A 15,830-nucleotide genomic window follows, 5' to 3' on the forward strand; every position below is an offset into this window, starting at 1 on the left:
TCACGAGTGCTTGGCATGCAACTACCGGACATGAACCTGCTGGTCGCCCTCGACGCCTTGCTCGACGAGGGCAGTGTGGTCGGCGCCGCGCGCCGCATGAACCTCAGCCCGGCGGCCATGAGCCGCACTCTTACGCGTATCCGCGAAGCCGTCGGCGACCCGATCCTGGTGCGCGCCGGTCGCGGCCTGGTGCCAACGCCCAAAGCCCTGCAGTTGCAAGGCCAGGTGCGCAACGTGGTGGAGCAGGCGGCGCTGCTGTTCCGTTCGGCGGACCAAGTGGATTTGAGTACATTGCGCCGTCGCTTCAGCGTGCGCGCCAATGACTTTTTCATCGGCGTGTACGGCGGTCGCCTGTTCGACACCATGGAGCGCATGGCGCCATTGTGCGAGCTGTGCTTCGTGCCCGAGGGCGACACCGACGACGAAGCCCTGCGTGAAGGCCGATTGGATTTGCGCGTGAGCAACACAATGCCGGTCACCCCCGAAGTGAAAGTGCAGAACCTGTTCTCCACCACCTTCGTCGGCTTGGCGCGGGAAGACCACCCGTTGTTCGACGAAGAAATCACCGCTGCACGCTTCGCCAGCTATTCCCATATCAGCATCTCGCGGCGCGGCATTGCCCGTGGGCCGATCGACACCGCGCTGAATGCCCAGGGCCTGGAGCGCCGCGTGGCGATGATTGCGCCTGGCTTTCACGGCGCGATGTTCATGCTGCCCGATTCCGACCTGCTGCTGCCGGTGCCCAAGGAAGCGCTGTTGAGCGCCAATCGCCTGAAGCTGCCCCTGCGGTCGTTCGCCCTGCCAATCTCGTTGCCAACACTGGTACTCGCCCAATCCTGGCACCCGCGCTTCGACAAAGACCCTGCTCACAAATGGCTGCGCGAAACCATGCGCGAGAGTTGCCACGCCACCTGGCTCGAAGCGCAGCCTGTCTGATCGTTGCGTCTGGCGCACTTATATCCTACCAACAAGTAACTTTTTGTCATGTGTGTGCCTGATTAAACTGCTCGGGTATTTAACATTCCGAGTTACCTGTTCATGACCTCCCTCGCTGCCCCCACCCTTGCGGCTGCAGCCAAACCCACTGCCATGACCCCACCCGTATTCGGCCCGCGCATCATCATCGGGTTGGTCGGCGTGTTGCTGGCGGTGCTGGTCTCCGGCCTCAATGAGATGGTCACCAAGGTGGCCCTCGCTGATATCCGTGGTGCGCTGTACATTGGCTTTGACGAAGGCACCTGGCTGGTCGCGGCCTACACCGCGACTTCCGTGGCGGCCATGGCGTTTGCGCCCTGGTGTTCGGTGACCTTTTCGCTACGTCGCTTCACGCTGTGCGCCATCGGACTGTTCACGGTGCTCGGCATCCTGTGTCCGTTCGCGCCGAACTACGAAAGCCTGTTGGTGCTGCGCACCGTGCAAGGCCTGGCCGGTGGCGCGCTGCCGCCGATGCTGATGACCGTGGCCCTGCGTTTCCTGCCGGCCAACGTCAAGCTGTACGGCCTGGCTGGCTACGCGCTCACGGCCACCTTCGGCCCGAGCCTCGGCACGCCCCTGGCGGCGCTGTGGACCGAGTACGTCGGCTGGCAGTGGGCGTTCTGGCAAATCGTCGCGCCGTGCCTGCTGGCCATGATTGCCGTGGCCTACGGCCTGCCGCAGGATCCGCTGCGCCTGGAGCGCTTCAAGCAGTTCAACTGGCGTGGCTTGCTGCTGGGCTTCCCGGCGATCTGCATGCTGGTCATCGGCATCCTGCAAGGCAATCGGCTGGACTGGTTCGAGTCGGGCCTGATCACCTTCCTGCTGTGTGGCGGCAGCCTATTGCTGGTGCTGTTCATGGTGAATGAATGGTCGCAGCCGATACCGTTCTTCAAATTGCAGATGCTTGGCCTGCGCAACCTGTCGTTCGCGTTGATTGTGCTGGCGGGCGTGCTGATGGTGCTGACCTCGGTGATCATCATCCCATCGAGCTTCCTCGCCCAGGTCCAGGGTTACCGTCCGCTGCAAACCGCGCCGGTGATGCTGTTGATGGCGATCCCACAGTTGATCGCGCTGCCGCTGGTGGCGGCGCTGTGCAACCTGCGCTGGGTCGATTGCCGCTGGGTGCTGGGGATCGGCCTGGGCATGCTGGTGCTGTGTTGCGTGGGCAGTGCGCACCTGACCTCAGAGTGGATTCGTGACGATTTCTACGGCCTGTACCTGCTGCAGATCTTCGGGCAACCGATGGCCGTGTTGCCGCTGCTGATGCTCTCCACCGGCAGCATCCAGCCCATGGACGGGCCGTTCGCGTCCGCCTGGTTCAACACCATTAAAGGCCTGGCGGCAGTGATTGCTACCGGCGTTCTCGACACCTTGACCACCCAACGCCTGCACTTCCACTCGACCATGTTGGTCGACCGCCTGGGCAATTCGCCCCTGGCCGACGGTGACGCGCCGGGCCTGGCGCACCGCCTGCACGAGCAGGCCGTGGTGCTGACTTCTTCGGATCTGTACTACGTCATGGCCGCGGTCGCGGTGGCGTTGATCCTGCTGATTTTCTGGATGCCCACGCGGATCTTTCCGCCTCGCGCACCGACTTGATAGAAAGGACTGTTCATGAAACGCAAAGACAAAATTGCCGTCTCCGTCATCGCCGTATTTGCCGTCGGCGTGTTGGTATACCTGGTCGCGCCGAGCGTGCTGGGCAGCAAGCGCCAGACCACCAACGACGCTTTCGTCGCCGCTGACTTCACCCTGGTGGCGCCGCGCGTGGCTGGGTTTATCAAGGAAGTGCTGGTGGAAGACAACCAGCGCGTCAAGGCCGGGCAACTGCTGGCACTGATCGATGACCGCGACTTCCGCGCCGCCGCCCAGGCGGCCGACGCCGATACCTTGGTGGCCCAGGCCCAACTGAAAAACGCCACGGCGACCCTGGAGCGGCAAAGTTCGGTCATCGCTCAGGCCCAGGCCACCGTCGCGGCAGATCGCGCCGAAATGGCCTTCGCCGAGCACGAGTTGAACCGCTACAACCACCTCGCCGGAGTCGGCGCCGGCACCGTGCAGAACGCCCAGCAAGCCAAGACCCGCATCGACCAGGCCACCGCGCGCCTGGCGAATGCCACGGCTGTGCTGGCGGCGGAACGCAAGCAGGTGGAAATCCTCACCGCCCAGCGCGATGCCGCTGAGGGTGGGCTCAAACGTGCCCAAGCCGCGTTGGAACTGGCCAGTTTTCAACTGTCGTACACGCGCATCGTTGCGCCGGTGGATGGCATGGTCGGCGAGCGTGCAGTGCGGGTGGGCGCCTATGTGACGCCGGGCAGCAAGATCCTCGCGGTCGTGCCGCTGGAAGAGGCCTATGTGGTGGCCAACTTCCAGGAAACGCAGCTCTCCCATATGCATGCCGGCCAAGCCGTGCAAGTGCGCGTCGACAGCCTCGACGGCGAGTTGCTCAACGGTCATCTGGAGAGCCTCGCGCCCGCGACGGGCGTGACGTTTGCCTCGGTCAAGCCGGACAACGCCACCGGTAACTTCACCAAGGTGGTGCAGCGCATTCCGGTGAAGATCGTCCTTGAACCCAACCAGGCGCACATCGAGCGCCTGCGGGTTGGCATGTCGGTGGAAGCCAGCGTCGACACCTCGCCGGCCGCGCAGCAGCGTGAGGTGGCCCAGCAATGAAGCGAATTGCCTGGCTCACCTTGAGTCTCATCAGCCTGAGCGCCTGCACGGTCGGCCCGGACTTCCACACGCCCCAGAGTCCGCAAGTGACCCAATGGAGCGCGCCCCAGGGTCGCCTGGCCGCCAGCCGTGCGGTCAGCGACCCATTGCAGGAACTCTGGTGGGATGTGTTCCAGGACGCACAACTCTCGGCGCTTACACGCCGCGCGCTCACCGATAACCTCGACCTGAAACTCGCCAGCAGCCGCCTGCAACAAAGCCGCGCCGTGCGCCAGGTGACCACCGCCGAGCGCTATCCGAACGTCAATGCCAACGGTGATTACCTGCGCCAACGCAACAGCGGCAAAGGCTTGAGCGACCCGTCCGGCAACAATGGCCGTTCGGCGTTCAACCAGTGGGACATGGGCTTCTCGGCCTCCTGGGAGCTGGACTTCTGGGGCCGCGTCAAACGCGAAACCGAAGCCGCCGACGCCACCCTGCAAGTCGCCGAAGACGACCGCCGTGCCGTGCTGTTATCGGTACTCGCCGAGACCGCCCAGGACTATATCCAACTGCGCGGCGTGCAGAACACCCGCGCCGTTACCGAGCAGAACCTCGACGTCGCTCGCCACAGCCTCAAACTGTCGCAGTTGCGCCTGGCTGACGGTGTGGCCACGGACCTGGACGTGGCGGAAGCCGCCGCTCAAGTCGCCGCCATCGAGGCGCGCCTGCCCGATCTGCAACAGCGCCAGGACCAGCTCATCAACGCCCTCAGCCTGTTGATGGGCGAGCCGCCGCAAGCCCTGCACGCGCAGTTGTCCAAGGACGCGCCGGTGCCGCAGACCCAGCGTCAAGTCGCGATTGGCCTGCCTTCGGAGCTGGCTGAGCGCCGCCCGGATATCCGCCAGGCCGAGGCGCGTTTGCACGCTGCCACTGCGAGCATCGGTGTGGCCAAGGGCGATTTCTACCCACGCATTACCTTGTCCGGCAGCCTTGGCTCCCAGGCCATGCAGCTCTCGGATTTCGGTTCATGGGGCTCTCGCGCCTTTGCTTTCGGCCCGCAATTCAGCTTGCCGCTGTTCAACGGCGGACGGTTGCAGGGCATGTTGAATCTGCGCGAAGCCCAGCAACAGGAAGCAGCGCTGGCGTACCAGCAAACCGTGCTGCGCGCCTGGCATGAAATCGATGACCAACTGACCCGCTACAACGCCAGCCAGCTGCGTCGTGACAGCCTCGCCGAAGCCGTGCACCAGAACCAGATTGCCCTGCGCACCGCGCAGCAGCAGTACGTTGAAGGCGTGGTGGATTTCGTCAACGTGCTCACCGTGCAAAGCGCGCTGCTGGCCACGCAGGAGCAGTGGGTGGAAAGCTCGACGGGCGTGTCGCTGGCGATGGTTGGGTTGTACAAGGCGTTGGGCGGAGGCTGGGAATCGGTGTACCCGCTGCAAACCGCCGGGCGCTAAGTACAAAGAGTTTTTGTCAGTCGCTAAATAAACTGTAATGATAATTGCTCTCAATAGTGTATCTGAGCTTTTTCATGGACAGCGCGACTGACGGCCAGCAACAGCTTCACCTCCTGTACCGCGACCATCACGGCTGGCTGCAAGGCTGGCTGCGCAAACGCCTGGGCGATCGCGAGCACGCGGCTGACGTGGCGCAGGACACCTTCCTGCGTCTGCTGGTGTCCGGGCGCTTCCCCGGCGACAAGGAAAGCCGCAGCTACCTGGCGCAGATTGCCCGCAACCTGGTGATCGACCAGTGGCGGCGCCTGCGTATCGAGCGCGCCTACCTGGAAAGCATCGCGCACCTGCCCGAGCCGGAGTCGCCTTCCCTGGAAACTCGCGCGCTGATCCTCGAAACCCTGATGCAGATCGACGCCATGCTCGACCGCATGCCCGATAACGTGCGCCAGGCGTTTTTGCTGTCGCAGTTCGAAGGCTTGAGTTATGTACAGGTCGCGGAGCGCTTGGGCGTCTCCGTCAGCTCGGTGCAGAAGTACATGACCCGCGCCATCGTCGCCTGCTACCAAGTGGCCTACGCCGAATGAGACACGACGCACCCATCGCCCCGGCAGTTGTCGAGCAGGCCAGCGAGTGGCTAATGCTGCAATGGGGCGGCGACCTGCAAGGCGAACAACGCCTGGCCTTTGCCCGTTGGCAGGCGGCCGACCCGGAGCATCGCCGTGCCTGGCAGCGTTTGCAGCAGTTGCAGCAAACCCTCGGCAGCGTGCCCGCCGACAGCGCCCGCGCGGTGTTGCGCGACACGCCGGACACCCAGCGCCGCGCTGCGCTCAAGCTGCTCGGCGTGCTGTTGGTGGCTGGCGGCAGTGGTTACCTGGTGCAACGCAGCGAGCCCTGGCAAGCCGCCTTCGCTGAGTACCGCACTCGCACCGGCGAGATTCGCCACGTCACCCTCAGCGATGGCACGCGCCTGGACCTCAACAGCGACAGCGCGGTCGACCTGCGTTTCAGCGCCAGTGAGCGGCGTATCCGCCTTATCCGAGGCGAAATCCTATTGACCAGCGGCCACGATCCCGTCCGCCCATTGATCGTTGAAACCCCAGCTGGCGACGTGCAGGCGCTGGGCACCCGTTTTACGGTGCGCGAACTGCCCGATGGCAGCCGTGTCGACCTGTACGAAGGCCGCGTTCGCGTGACGCCGTTACAGGGCGCAGCCGTGCAGATGAACGCCGGTGACAGCCTGTGGTTTAACCAACGCCAAAGCTCGGCGTTGGCAGCGGTGAGCGCCAATACCAGCAGTTGGACCGAACACCGCCTGATCGCCGAGCGCCAGCCGTTGGGCGAGTTCGTGGCGCAACTGAGTCGTTACCGTCCGGGGCTGCTGCGGTGTGATCAGGCGGTGGCGGGGCTGCTGTTGACGGGCGTGTTTCCGCTCAACGATACCGACGCCATCCTCGCCGCTTTGGAGCGCTCGTTGCCGGTACAGGTGCAAGCGGTCACGCGCTACTGGGTGACGATCAAGGCGCGAGCCTGAAAATTTTTTCACCTGCGCTTGTCGGTTTTTGCGTCCCGTTCGGGATACCTCTTGAAAGCCAATCAAGAAGCGATCTCACGGGGAGTCCTGCAATGCCGCACCACCCAATCCAACCCTTGGCCCGCGCCCTGCGCCGTGGCGTGTTTGTCAGCCTGTTGGCGACGGTGCCGATGGTGCCGACGCAGGTCCATGCCGAAGAAAGTACCGAGGCGCTGCGCAGCTACAACATCCCGGCCGGCAGCCTCGACCAGGCACTGAACCGCTTTGCCAGCGCGTCGGGCATTTTGCTGTCGGTTGATGCCGCGCTGACCGAAGGCAAGCGCAGTGCGGGCCTGCAAGGGCGCTATGGCGTCGGGTCGGGTCTGGAGCGGCTGCTGGCGGGCAGCGGCCTAATGGCGATGCAATCCCAGGGCGGTTGGTCGTTGCAGGCGGTTTCCAGTGGCGGGCCTTTGCAACTGGGCGCCACCCAGATCAGCGGCCAGCAAGCCCAGGAAAATGCCTGGGGCCCGGTCGACGGTATTGTCGCCACGCGCAGTGCATCGGGCAGCAAGACCGATTCGGCACTGGTGGAAATTCCCCAGACCATCAACGTGATCACCGCCGCCGAGATCAAGGCACGTGGGGCCCAAAGTGTGACCCAGGCGTTGCTCTACACCCCGGGCATGAGCGCGGGTGGTTTCGCCGATCGGGTGAAGCTGTTCGATGAGCCGACCTCTCGCGGCTTCTCGCCTACGCCCCTGTACCTCGACGGTCTGCACTTGCCTTATGGCGGCGGCAGCACCGGCGGCGCGTTGCAGATCGAGCCGTATTCCCTGGAGCGCATCGAAGTGCTCAAGGGCCCGGCCTCCGTGCTGTACGGGCAGAACCAGCCCGGCGGCATCGTCAACATGGTCAGCAAGCGCCCCAGTGAAGCGCCGATCCACCAAGTGGTACTGGAAGCGGGCACCTACGAGCACAAAAGTGCGGCCATCGACCTGAGCGGTCCACTGGATGAGCAAGGGCAATTTCTGTATCGCCTGACCGGCTTGGCCAATGACGGCCAGGACGAAATCAACTACGTCGAAAACAAACGCCAGTTCATCGCGCCGAGCCTCACCTGGCGCCCCAACGATGACACCAGTGTGACGGTGTTCGCCCAGTACCAGAAAGACAAAGGCGTGCCCGAGGCCCAAGGGTTGCCGGCATCCGGCACGTTGTGGGCCAACCCCAACGGCAAGATCAAGCGCGACCTGTTCATCGGCGAGCCTGGCGTCAACCAGTACAACCGCGAGCAATACGCACTGGGTTACGAGATTTCCCATCGCCTGAATGACACGTGGACCCTCAAGCAAAACGCACGTTATGCCGAGGTCGACGACCGCTACACCGCGCCGTTACACGGCTACCGTTTCGTCGCCAACCCGGCCACGGGCGTACAGGATCAACGCTACCTGCAACGCTTCGGTGTGGACTGGGCGCAGAACAACAAAGTGTTTGGTGTGGACAGCATCGCCCAGGCGGAATTTGATACCGGTGCCTTCTCTCACACGATGATCTTCGGCCTGGACTACTACCATTCCAACTCGCAGTTCCACGGCTTGTACGACCGCAACCCGCCGATCATCGACCTGTTCAAGCCGGTCTACGGCCAGCGTCTGAATTTCGGCCAACCGTATCGCTGGGACCGCACCATCACCCAGACCGGCCTGTACGTACAGGACCAGATCAAGTGGGACCAATGGGCATTGGTACTGGGCGGGCGCTATGACTGGGCCAACGTCGTGAATAAAGAACCGTTGACCGACACCCGCTTTGCCAGCAAAGACCAGGCGTTCACCGGGCGTGCAGGCCTGGTGTACCTGTTTGATAACGGCCTGGCGCCGTTTGTCAGTTACACGGAATCCTTCCTGCCGCTGGCCGGCACCGACGCCAACCAGAAGCCATTCGAGCCGTCCACCGGCAACCAATATGAAGTCGGCGTGAAGTACCAGCCGCCTGGGCAGAAGAGTTTCGTGCAGATCTCGGTCTATCAACTGGACCAGGAAAACGTGCTCACCACCAACCCGGTCGACACCACCTTCAGCACCCAAAGCGGTGCCATGCGTTCACGCGGCGTGGAAGTGGAAGCCAAGGCCGTCCTCAGCGATGCCTGGGACATCGTCGCGTCGGCTTCGCGCAACGACATCAAATACACCAAGGACAACGATGGCCGCGAAGGTCGCCACCCGGCCGGCATCTCGCCGCTCACCGCGTCGATGTGGGTCAACTACAGCGTGCTCGGCGACACGCCGCTGGCCGGCCTCGGCGCAGGCCTGGGCGTGCGTTACGCGCGTCAAAGCCTGGGCGACTACTACGAAGGCGCCTTTACCGTGCCGTCCTATAGCGTCTACGACGCCAGTCTGAGCTACGACCTGAGCCGTTCGCCGCTCAAACTCAAAGGCGTGAAACTGGCGATGAACGTGCAGAACCTCACCAACAAGACCTACGTGTCGCAGTGCACCGGTGACCTGGATTGCTACTACGGCGAAGGGCGCACGGTGGTGTCGAGCCTGACCTACGACTGGTAGTTCCCCACCCACTGTAGGAGCGAGCTTGCTCGCGAAAAACGTATTGACGACGCGCGGCTACCTGATAACGCTGCGTTATCGTTGACGTCTTTCGCGAGCAAGCTCGCTCCTACAGGTCATGGTGAACCCTTATGGGTTTTGCAAGAACACCACGTACCCCCGAAACCACTCGTTCCCCTGCAAATACCCTGGTGCCTCCCACGTTCCACCCTGAATCAAGCCAATCTTGAACGGCAGCCCCAGCCGATTCATCCGTGGCAGATACGCCGCGTAATCCGGGATGCTGTGCCGCCCCTGATACGTTTGCACCACCACCTCATCCACCACCCCTTTGAGTTGAGCGATGGCAGCCGGGTCAGCGTTGCTGCTCCAGTCCATCAAGCCGGTGATGCTCAGGCGCAGGTCGGCGGGCAGGCGCTGGCGCAGGTCGCGCAGGAAGTCGGCGTATTCGTGCAGGTATTGGGTGCGGGCGTCGAAGTCGATCTGAATGCCCACCACCGGATTGCCTGCATCGCGCCAGCGTTGCACTTGGCCGAACAGTTGGCGGTAGACCGGCTCGGGCCAGTGCAGGGTGTGGGCGCGGTAGACGATCCAGATGTCGCCTTCGGTAAGGCGCGGCACGCTGATGCCTTGGGCAATCATCTGCACGCCGCGCTGGGGCGCGCGGCGCGTGGCGTTGATCTGGCCCTGGAGGATGTACAGGGTTTTCGCCTGCTTGAGCACCGGCTGTGGTGATACGCCGCTCCACAGCCAGAAGGCGTCATAGTCGCGGGCGTCGACGGCGCCGAAGGCCGGGCTTGTCAGCAACAGCAAGCCGAGCCACAGGTGCTTCACCAGTAATACTGCAGCGATTTGCCCCACTGCGTGTCGGCGTAGCTGGTTTTCAGCTGGCGGAACCAGGCCTTGCGCACCGCAGGCTCCACGTCGACGCCGCCGCAACTGTTGTAGCCCGACGGCCCGTAGCAGTTGATGGCGCGGAACAGGGCGTAGGCCTTGTCATTCTTGGGGGCCTTGGCGTTGCCGATCACCTGTTTGTAGCCATCCAGGCGCGAGAAGGTTTCACCCTTGAAGTCCGATGCACTGCTACCCAGGCTGCCGGCGGCGCGTGCCTGTTCCAATGGCATGCCGTCCAGGCCATTGCGCAAGATGAACTCACCCAGGCAGTTCAGGCCCTGTGGGTGTTTGGCATCGCTCTGCAAGGTCGCAGCGATTTGCGTGATGCTCGGGCAGGCGTAGCCGGACTCGGCTTTGTCGCCGCTCCACTGGAACAATTTCAAGGTCTGGCTGGCGCTGTAGACGTAGCCCAGGCTGGTGCCGAGTTTGTCTTCCGAGGCGGTTGTCGGCAGTTGCTTGAGGTCGTCGGCGAAGGTGGCGTACTGACCGCGCAGCAGGTCTTTGTAGAGCAGCACGAATTGCGCAGTCTGGCGCTCCAGCGGGTCGCTGGCGTGGGCGATCTGCTGGCGCAGCAATTCAGGACCGGCGACGTTGCGCAGCAGGATGTAGCGCACCGGCTTGGCGCTGATCGGCGAATCGGCGGCAAACACCTTGGCCAACTGGCCGCTGCGTTCGTAGTTCATCGCCAGCGCCAATTCCAACTGGTCGCGTTGCAGCGGCAATTTTGCCAGCGGCAGCAGTTGCAGCCAGAGCGCTTCGGCGCCTTTCCAGTCTTGCTTGGCTTCCAGCGCCAGCGCGCGCAGGGTCTGCTGGCTGAAGGCAAAGTAATTCAGGTTCGACGGCACGCTCTGGGGCAATAGTTTCAGCGCGGCGTCCGGCTGATGCTCGGTATACAGCGCAGACACCGCGAGCAAGTAGTCATACAGCTCCGGCGCGCTGGAAAACGCCGCTTTCTGCTTTTCCAGGTCGGCGCGAGAGAGGGCGGGCTGGTTGCCTCCGCGCATCACCATCAGGTCACTGACAAACTGGATCATCGGCGTGGTGACGGCTTCGCTATTGACCATCAACAGCTTGAGGTCGGCTTCCTCCACCAGATCATCCAGCGACACATTGCGCTGCGCGTCAGTCGCTTCGGTCATCGCCCAGCCGAAGGCCTCGGCGAGTTTGGTGTTGTCACCGGCCAACCAATAGACGCGACGCAACAGGCCACGGGCGGAGGCCAGGTAGTCGCCCTGTGGATAAGTTTTCAGGTAACCGAGAAAGCCTTCCTCGGCATGGCTCAGGGCGGACTTATCCACATGCTCGAGCTGCGGCATGCCGTACTCGTCAAAGGCTTCGGCCTGGGCCTGGTTCAAGGACGTACGTGCGGTCATGTACAGCGCGGTTTCCTTCAGCCAAGGCACCTGGCTGGTGCTGGCGGCGGCAAAACCGCGCTCAGCGTCACCGAAGCGACCGCTGTAGAAGTCGGCGGCGGCTTGCAGGTAGGTGCGGAACAGTTGGCCGTCGTTGGACTGGATCTGCTGGACGTCCACCACCTGGCCTTCCCACGAACAGGCCTTGAGCAGTTGCAAGCGCGCCTTTACCAACAACTCACGCTCGGCTGCCGGCATGTCGGCCTTGATCACCTGGCTGATGAAGGCCGTGGCGCTGTCATCATCGTTGCTGCGGCAACGGCTGCCTTCGCCAGTCAGGAACGCTTCGCCTGCGGTCTTGTACTCGTCGCGCTGGATGCCCAGGGGCTTGAGCAGGGTGTCGAGTTCGGCAGTGCGTGAATTGTCCGGCTTGTTGTCGGGTTCATCGTTTGTCGCGGGAATAGGCGCCAGGCGATAGACCGGGAAGGGCACCAGGCCAAAGCCCTGGGACAGATCATCTTCGCTCAGGGCGTTGGGGGTAAGCGGTTCGGCCTGTTTGTCCGCCAGCAGCAGGCGCAGATTGACGCGGCTGTCGTTGCCGGGGCTGAGGAAGGGCAGGTTACTGCAGGAATCGAGGCTGTCACGCGAGACGCGCCAATCGGGGTAACACGAGTCGTCAGAGCTGGCCTGGGCCTGTTGGGTGATGCCGGCAAGCAGTGCCAGTGCCAGAGGTGACAGAAAACCGATGCGCATGACGTGTCCTTGATCCTGAGTCCTTGGAGGGGGGCAATAATAGCGTGTTCCTACGGTTGCTTCGGAGAAGCCCTGCACAAATTGCTGATTTGTCTGATTCCAGCAGCCAGCCTGAGTCTTTTGTCCTAGAGTGGCGGTGTTTGCGCTTGGGCAATCAGGGGAATCGAGGTGCGTCGGTCTGTGGTAGAGCAAAACGAAAAGGTCGGGACGTTACCCGCACTCAACCGCTTCAGTTGGGAAGGTGCCGGCTGGGTCAGCCGTCTCTGGTGGGTGCCGATCCTGGGGCTGGCCATGGCCCTGCGTTTTTACAACCTGACGTCGGCGGCGATTTGGGGTGACGAGGGCTCTAGCCTGCTGCTCAGCGAATACGCCTTGGGCGACCTGTGGTTCCACGCGGCGCACGATGTGCACCCGCCGTTGTATTTTTTCCTACTGCGCGGTTGGATCGAACTGTTCGGCGACAGCATCTGGTCGATTCGCGGCATGAGTGCCATTCCCGGCGTGGTCGTCGTGGGCTTGGGCATCTGGCTGACGCGGCAACTGTCCACCCGCCGTGCGGCGGTGCTGGCAGGGATACTGCTGGCGCTGTTGCCGACGGCGGTGCGCTACAGCCAGGAAGTGCGCATGTATTCGCTGCTGGGTGTGTGGCTGCTGGGCGCCACGCTGGCGCTGGTGTACTGGGTGCGCCAACCCGAGCGCGCGCGGTATCTGGCGGTGTATGTCGTCTTGATGACGGCCGGTTTCTACACCCATTACTTCACTGCACTGTGCGTGTTGGTGCACTGGGCCTATCTGGGTGTGCTGGCTGGCACGATGCCGCGTGACCAGCGGCTTATCACACGCCCGGCCTGGTGGGGGGCCAACGCCACGATTGTGTTGCTGTACCTGCCGTGGCTGCCGAACCTGCTGGACTTGGTGCAACATGTCGAACAGCTCAAGGTGGGCGGTGATATTGGCTGGGAAGAGCCGGTCAGCCTGTTCTCCCTGCCGTCGATGATCTGGCAATTCGTACTGCAGGATGAAGGTGTTGGTTTCTGGCCGCCGCTGTTCTGGCTGTTCCCGTTGCTGCTGGTGGCTGTCGTCGTTGCCACCGCTTGGCGTGACCGTGAGCGCTACCGGCCGGCGAGCCTGTTGGCGCTGCTTTTCCTGTTGCCACTGTTGTTGGTCTACGGGGTGTCGTTTATTTCCCCAGTGTTTATCGAGCGTTACCTGACGGTGTACGCCCTGGCCTTGCCGATCCTGCTGGCGATGGCCATTGATCGCCTGCCATCACGGTTTTCATTGCTGGGGGCAGCACTGTTCGTGCTGTTTGTGGGCGTGGAGCTGGTGGGCTTGAAGAACAACTTCACGGTAGATGAACACGACCAATTCAACGTGCCCGTGGAGTTCGTCAACCGCAATTACCAGGAAGACGACCGCATCGTCCTCAGTGACATGATGTGGTACCTCAGCTACGTGTATTACGACCAGACCGACGCCCAGTTGCAGCTCTACACCCCGCCCAAACCCGACGGCACGCCCACCCGGCCGAATGCCTATGGCTTCGGCACCTTGGTGGACCAAGACGGCGGGCGCATCTACCTCGACCGCCTGTCTGCACTGCCCGCCGAGACCCGCCGCGTGTGGCTGATCAGCAGCAACGAAGCCCCCGACGATTTCGCCCCGCTGCCCGAAGGCTGGCGCGAACTCAGTCGCCAGGATGGCGGCGGCGCGCGTGCGCGGTTGTTCGTGCTGTGCAACGTGCCGTCGGCACAACCCGAGGGCTGCCGCTAGACTGGGTTGACACTTTTCTATCAGGAGCCCGCCATGGAATCGCCCGTGCATAGCTTGCCGTCACTGTTCAAACAGCTGGGTTTGCCGGATGACCCGGTGAGTATCGAGAAATTTGTGGCGGTGCATTCGCCGCTCAAGCCGGAGTTGAAACTGGCGGATGCGTTTTTCTGGACGGGCAGCCAGAAGGCGTTTTTGCGCGAGGAGATTCTGGAGGATGCGGATTGGGCTGAGGTGGTGGATGAGCTGAATTTGATGTTGCGGGGTGGGCGAGGGGTGTAAAAAAAACTTTGCTGAAACACGATAATGTAAAAAAAAATGGTGAGAGGTAAAAAAAACTGGGCTTTAATCGCTCAAGTGAATTTTTTCTGGGGAAGCTCACCTTGGCGACAGTCGGATATGCCCATCTCTGCGAATCGCTGGATTTAAAGGTCATCCCGCCTCACCGCGTCGCGATGATTAAACCCGTGACCAGGATCACCTTGATCGGCAACTGCCTGGCGGTTCCGCATACCGTCGCACCTGCGCAACATGCCCTGTTTGAGCACGTGCTGTTTGCACTCAAGCATGAGGGTGTGAATCTCGCCATACTTGCCCAGGTTTTTGAACGTCTTGGTCCGGAGCCATTTTTGGCGGGTTTGGCGGAATCCCCCCATGGCGCCTTTATCCGTAAAGCCTGTTATTTGTGGGAAGGATTTAGCGGGCGAGCGCTTGATTACGCACTACCTGTTCGGGGGCGTGTAGTTGCCTTGTTTGATCCCGAGCGCTATGTGACTGGCCCAAGCATCCGCAACAGTCGTTGGCGAATTGATTTTAATGGCCTGGGCTCTCTGCATTACTGCGCGACTGTGGAGAGAACGCCTGAATTAGAGACGTTGTTGGCGCTTGATGTGTTGGGTCGCGCCAGATCTTTCATGGCAACCCTGCCTCCAGAAATGATGGACCGCGCGATCCAGTGGGCCTATCTCCACGAAACCCGCGATTCGTTCGCTATCGAAAAAGAACAGCCCAGCGAAGAAAAATCACGACGTTTTGTCCAGCTTTTACGTCAGGCCCACGAAGGGCGGCTGCTGACAGAGGACTACTTGGTCGAGCTGCAAAACAGCACCGTTTCCAATCCGTTCGACAAAGCCGTCGCATTCCGCCATGAACAAAACCACCTGCACAACGGCTTGCGTGGCGCAGCGGGTGTCAGCTATGTGCCGCCTGCTCCGGCACTCTGTCGGGACCTGATGGAAGAGTTGATGGCATTCGCCAATCAGCCTGTCAGAGAGGTTGACCCATTGGTGGCGGCTGCCGTCACGGCTTTCGGCTTTGTGTTCCTGCATCCATTCATGGACGGTAACGGGCGCCTGTCCCGCTTCCTGATCCACCAGACACTCTGCCACTACGGCGCGCTGGAGAACGGGCTGTTGTTGCCTGTTTCCGTTGCGATGAAACACGAAGAGGCGGGCTATCTGGAAGCGCTCAAGGCGTTCTCCCAGCCCACGCGGGAATTCTGGAACGTGACTTGGCTGGATGGCGACGAAATGGCCTTCGAGTTCATCGGCCACCCCTCGATTTACCGCTACTGGGACGCCACGCGTTGTGTCGAATTCACCCTGCAAATGGCTCGACGCGCCTTGGAAGTGGAACTGCGTGAAGAAACCGAATTCCTCGACCGCTACGACCGCGTGATCAAGGCCGTGAACCAGCGTTATGACGTGCGCGGCAGTGATCTGTCGAAGCTGGTGATGATGTGCCTGGATAACGAGGGCAAGGTTTCGAAGCATCGGCGCAAGCAGTTTCAGTACAGCGTGGCGGAGGAGGTGTTTGAGTTTATTGAGGACGAGACCCTGAGGTTAATCGGGGAGTAATAGGGCGCTTGGAAATGTTGGGCGAAATCCAACACCGC

Annotated in this window: 12 protein-coding genes; 10 read left to right on the top strand and 2 right to left on the bottom strand. The window is 62.2% G+C overall.

Annotation, left to right across the window (positions count from 1 at the left end; all coding sequences use genetic code 11):
* Window positions 1-15 precede the first annotated feature (15 nt).
* From HX793_RS20530 to HX793_RS20560, 7 genes are all read left to right on the top strand, one after another.
* Window positions 16-936 (top strand): LysR family transcriptional regulator, encoded by a 921-nt coding sequence (locus tag HX793_RS20530; RefSeq protein ID WP_033900092.1) that lies wholly within the window; start codon window positions 16-18, stop codon window positions 934-936.
* A gap of 102 nt (window positions 937-1,038) precedes the next feature.
* On the top strand, window positions 1,039-2,574 hold the full coding sequence (locus tag HX793_RS20535; protein ID WP_177094484.1) for an MFS transporter: 1,536 nt from the start codon (window positions 1,039-1,041) through the stop codon (window positions 2,572-2,574).
* 15 nt (window positions 2,575-2,589) lie between these two features.
* A complete protein-coding gene (locus tag HX793_RS20540) occupies window positions 2,590-3,648 on the top strand; it encodes an HlyD family secretion protein (protein ID WP_177051918.1) in 1,059 nt (352 codons plus the stop codon).
* A complete protein-coding gene (locus HX793_RS20545; protein ID WP_177094486.1) occupies window positions 3,645-5,090 on the top strand; it encodes an efflux transporter outer membrane subunit in 1,446 nt (481 codons plus the stop codon). The genes HX793_RS20540 and HX793_RS20545 overlap by 4 nt, the downstream gene beginning before the upstream one ends.
* A gap of 74 nt (window positions 5,091-5,164) precedes the next feature.
* The gene (locus HX793_RS20550) at window positions 5,165-5,674 is read left to right on the top strand and encodes a sigma-70 family RNA polymerase sigma factor (RefSeq protein WP_068937692.1); all 510 of its coding nucleotides are present in this window, start codon (window positions 5,165-5,167) and stop codon (window positions 5,672-5,674) included.
* Window positions 5,671-6,621 (top strand): FecR domain-containing protein, encoded by a 951-nt coding sequence (locus HX793_RS20555; RefSeq protein ID WP_177094488.1) that lies wholly within the window; start codon window positions 5,671-5,673, stop codon window positions 6,619-6,621. The genes HX793_RS20550 and HX793_RS20555 overlap by 4 nt, the downstream gene beginning before the upstream one ends.
* A gap of 92 nt (window positions 6,622-6,713) precedes the next feature.
* The gene (locus HX793_RS20560) at window positions 6,714-9,167 is read left to right on the top strand and encodes a TonB-dependent siderophore receptor (protein WP_177094490.1); all 2,454 of its coding nucleotides are present in this window, start codon (window positions 6,714-6,716) and stop codon (window positions 9,165-9,167) included.
* Between the two features lie 129 nt (window positions 9,168-9,296).
* Here HX793_RS20560 and HX793_RS20565 read toward each other — a convergent pair whose 3' ends face one another.
* Both HX793_RS20565 and HX793_RS20570 read right to left on the bottom strand, forming a co-directional pair.
* Entirely contained in the window at window positions 9,297-10,001 is a 705-nt protein-coding gene (locus HX793_RS20565; RefSeq protein WP_177094492.1) for a DUF3142 domain-containing protein, read from the bottom strand.
* Complete coding sequence (locus HX793_RS20570) at window positions 9,998-12,166, bottom strand: PA5441 family protein (RefSeq protein WP_177094494.1); 2,169 nt, start codon at window positions 12,164-12,166, stop codon at window positions 9,998-10,000. The genes HX793_RS20565 and HX793_RS20570 overlap by 4 nt, the downstream gene beginning before the upstream one ends.
* Before the next feature lie 168 nt (window positions 12,167-12,334).
* On the opposite strand from HX793_RS20570, the gene HX793_RS20575 reads away from it, so the two are divergent.
* The 3 genes from HX793_RS20575 to HX793_RS20585 all read left to right on the top strand — a co-directional run bounded on the left by HX793_RS20575 (window position 12,335) and on the right by HX793_RS20585 (window position 15,792).
* Complete coding sequence (locus HX793_RS20575; RefSeq protein WP_177094495.1) at window positions 12,335-13,939, top strand: glycosyltransferase family 39 protein; 1,605 nt, start codon at window positions 12,335-12,337, stop codon at window positions 13,937-13,939.
* 33 nt (window positions 13,940-13,972) lie between these two features.
* Window positions 13,973-14,218 (top strand): DUF2789 domain-containing protein, encoded by a 246-nt coding sequence (locus tag HX793_RS20580; protein WP_042942942.1) that lies wholly within the window; start codon window positions 13,973-13,975, stop codon window positions 14,216-14,218.
* Between the two features lie 101 nt (window positions 14,219-14,319).
* A complete protein-coding gene (locus HX793_RS20585; RefSeq protein WP_177051904.1) occupies window positions 14,320-15,792 on the top strand; it encodes a Fic family protein in 1,473 nt (490 codons plus the stop codon).
* The last annotated feature ends 38 nt before the right edge of the window (window positions 15,793-15,830 follow it).

This window comes from Pseudomonas reactans (assembly GCF_013387025.1).
Classification (GTDB): domain Bacteria; phylum Pseudomonadota; class Gammaproteobacteria; order Pseudomonadales; family Pseudomonadaceae; genus Aquipseudomonas; species Aquipseudomonas reactans.

Coding starts and splice junctions, on each gene's coding strand:
- HX793_RS20530 (WP_033900092.1), top strand. CDS start 16: ATGCAACTACCGGACATGAACCTGCTGGTCGCCCTCGACGCCTTGCTC.
- HX793_RS20535 (WP_177094484.1), top strand. CDS start 1,039: ATGACCTCCCTCGCTGCCCCCACCCTTGCGGCTGCAGCCAAACCCACT.
- HX793_RS20540 (WP_177051918.1), top strand. CDS start 2,590: ATGAAACGCAAAGACAAAATTGCCGTCTCCGTCATCGCCGTATTTGCC.
- HX793_RS20545 (WP_177094486.1), top strand. CDS start 3,645: ATGAAGCGAATTGCCTGGCTCACCTTGAGTCTCATCAGCCTGAGCGCC.
- HX793_RS20550 (WP_068937692.1), top strand. CDS start 5,165: ATGGACAGCGCGACTGACGGCCAGCAACAGCTTCACCTCCTGTACCGC.
- HX793_RS20555 (WP_177094488.1), top strand. CDS start 5,671: ATGAGACACGACGCACCCATCGCCCCGGCAGTTGTCGAGCAGGCCAGC.
- HX793_RS20560 (WP_177094490.1), top strand. CDS start 6,714: ATGCCGCACCACCCAATCCAACCCTTGGCCCGCGCCCTGCGCCGTGGC.
- HX793_RS20570 (WP_177094494.1), bottom strand. CDS start 12,166: ATGCGCATCGGTTTTCTGTCACCTCTGGCACTGGCACTGCTTGCCGGC.
- HX793_RS20580 (WP_042942942.1), top strand. CDS start 13,973: ATGGAATCGCCCGTGCATAGCTTGCCGTCACTGTTCAAACAGCTGGGT.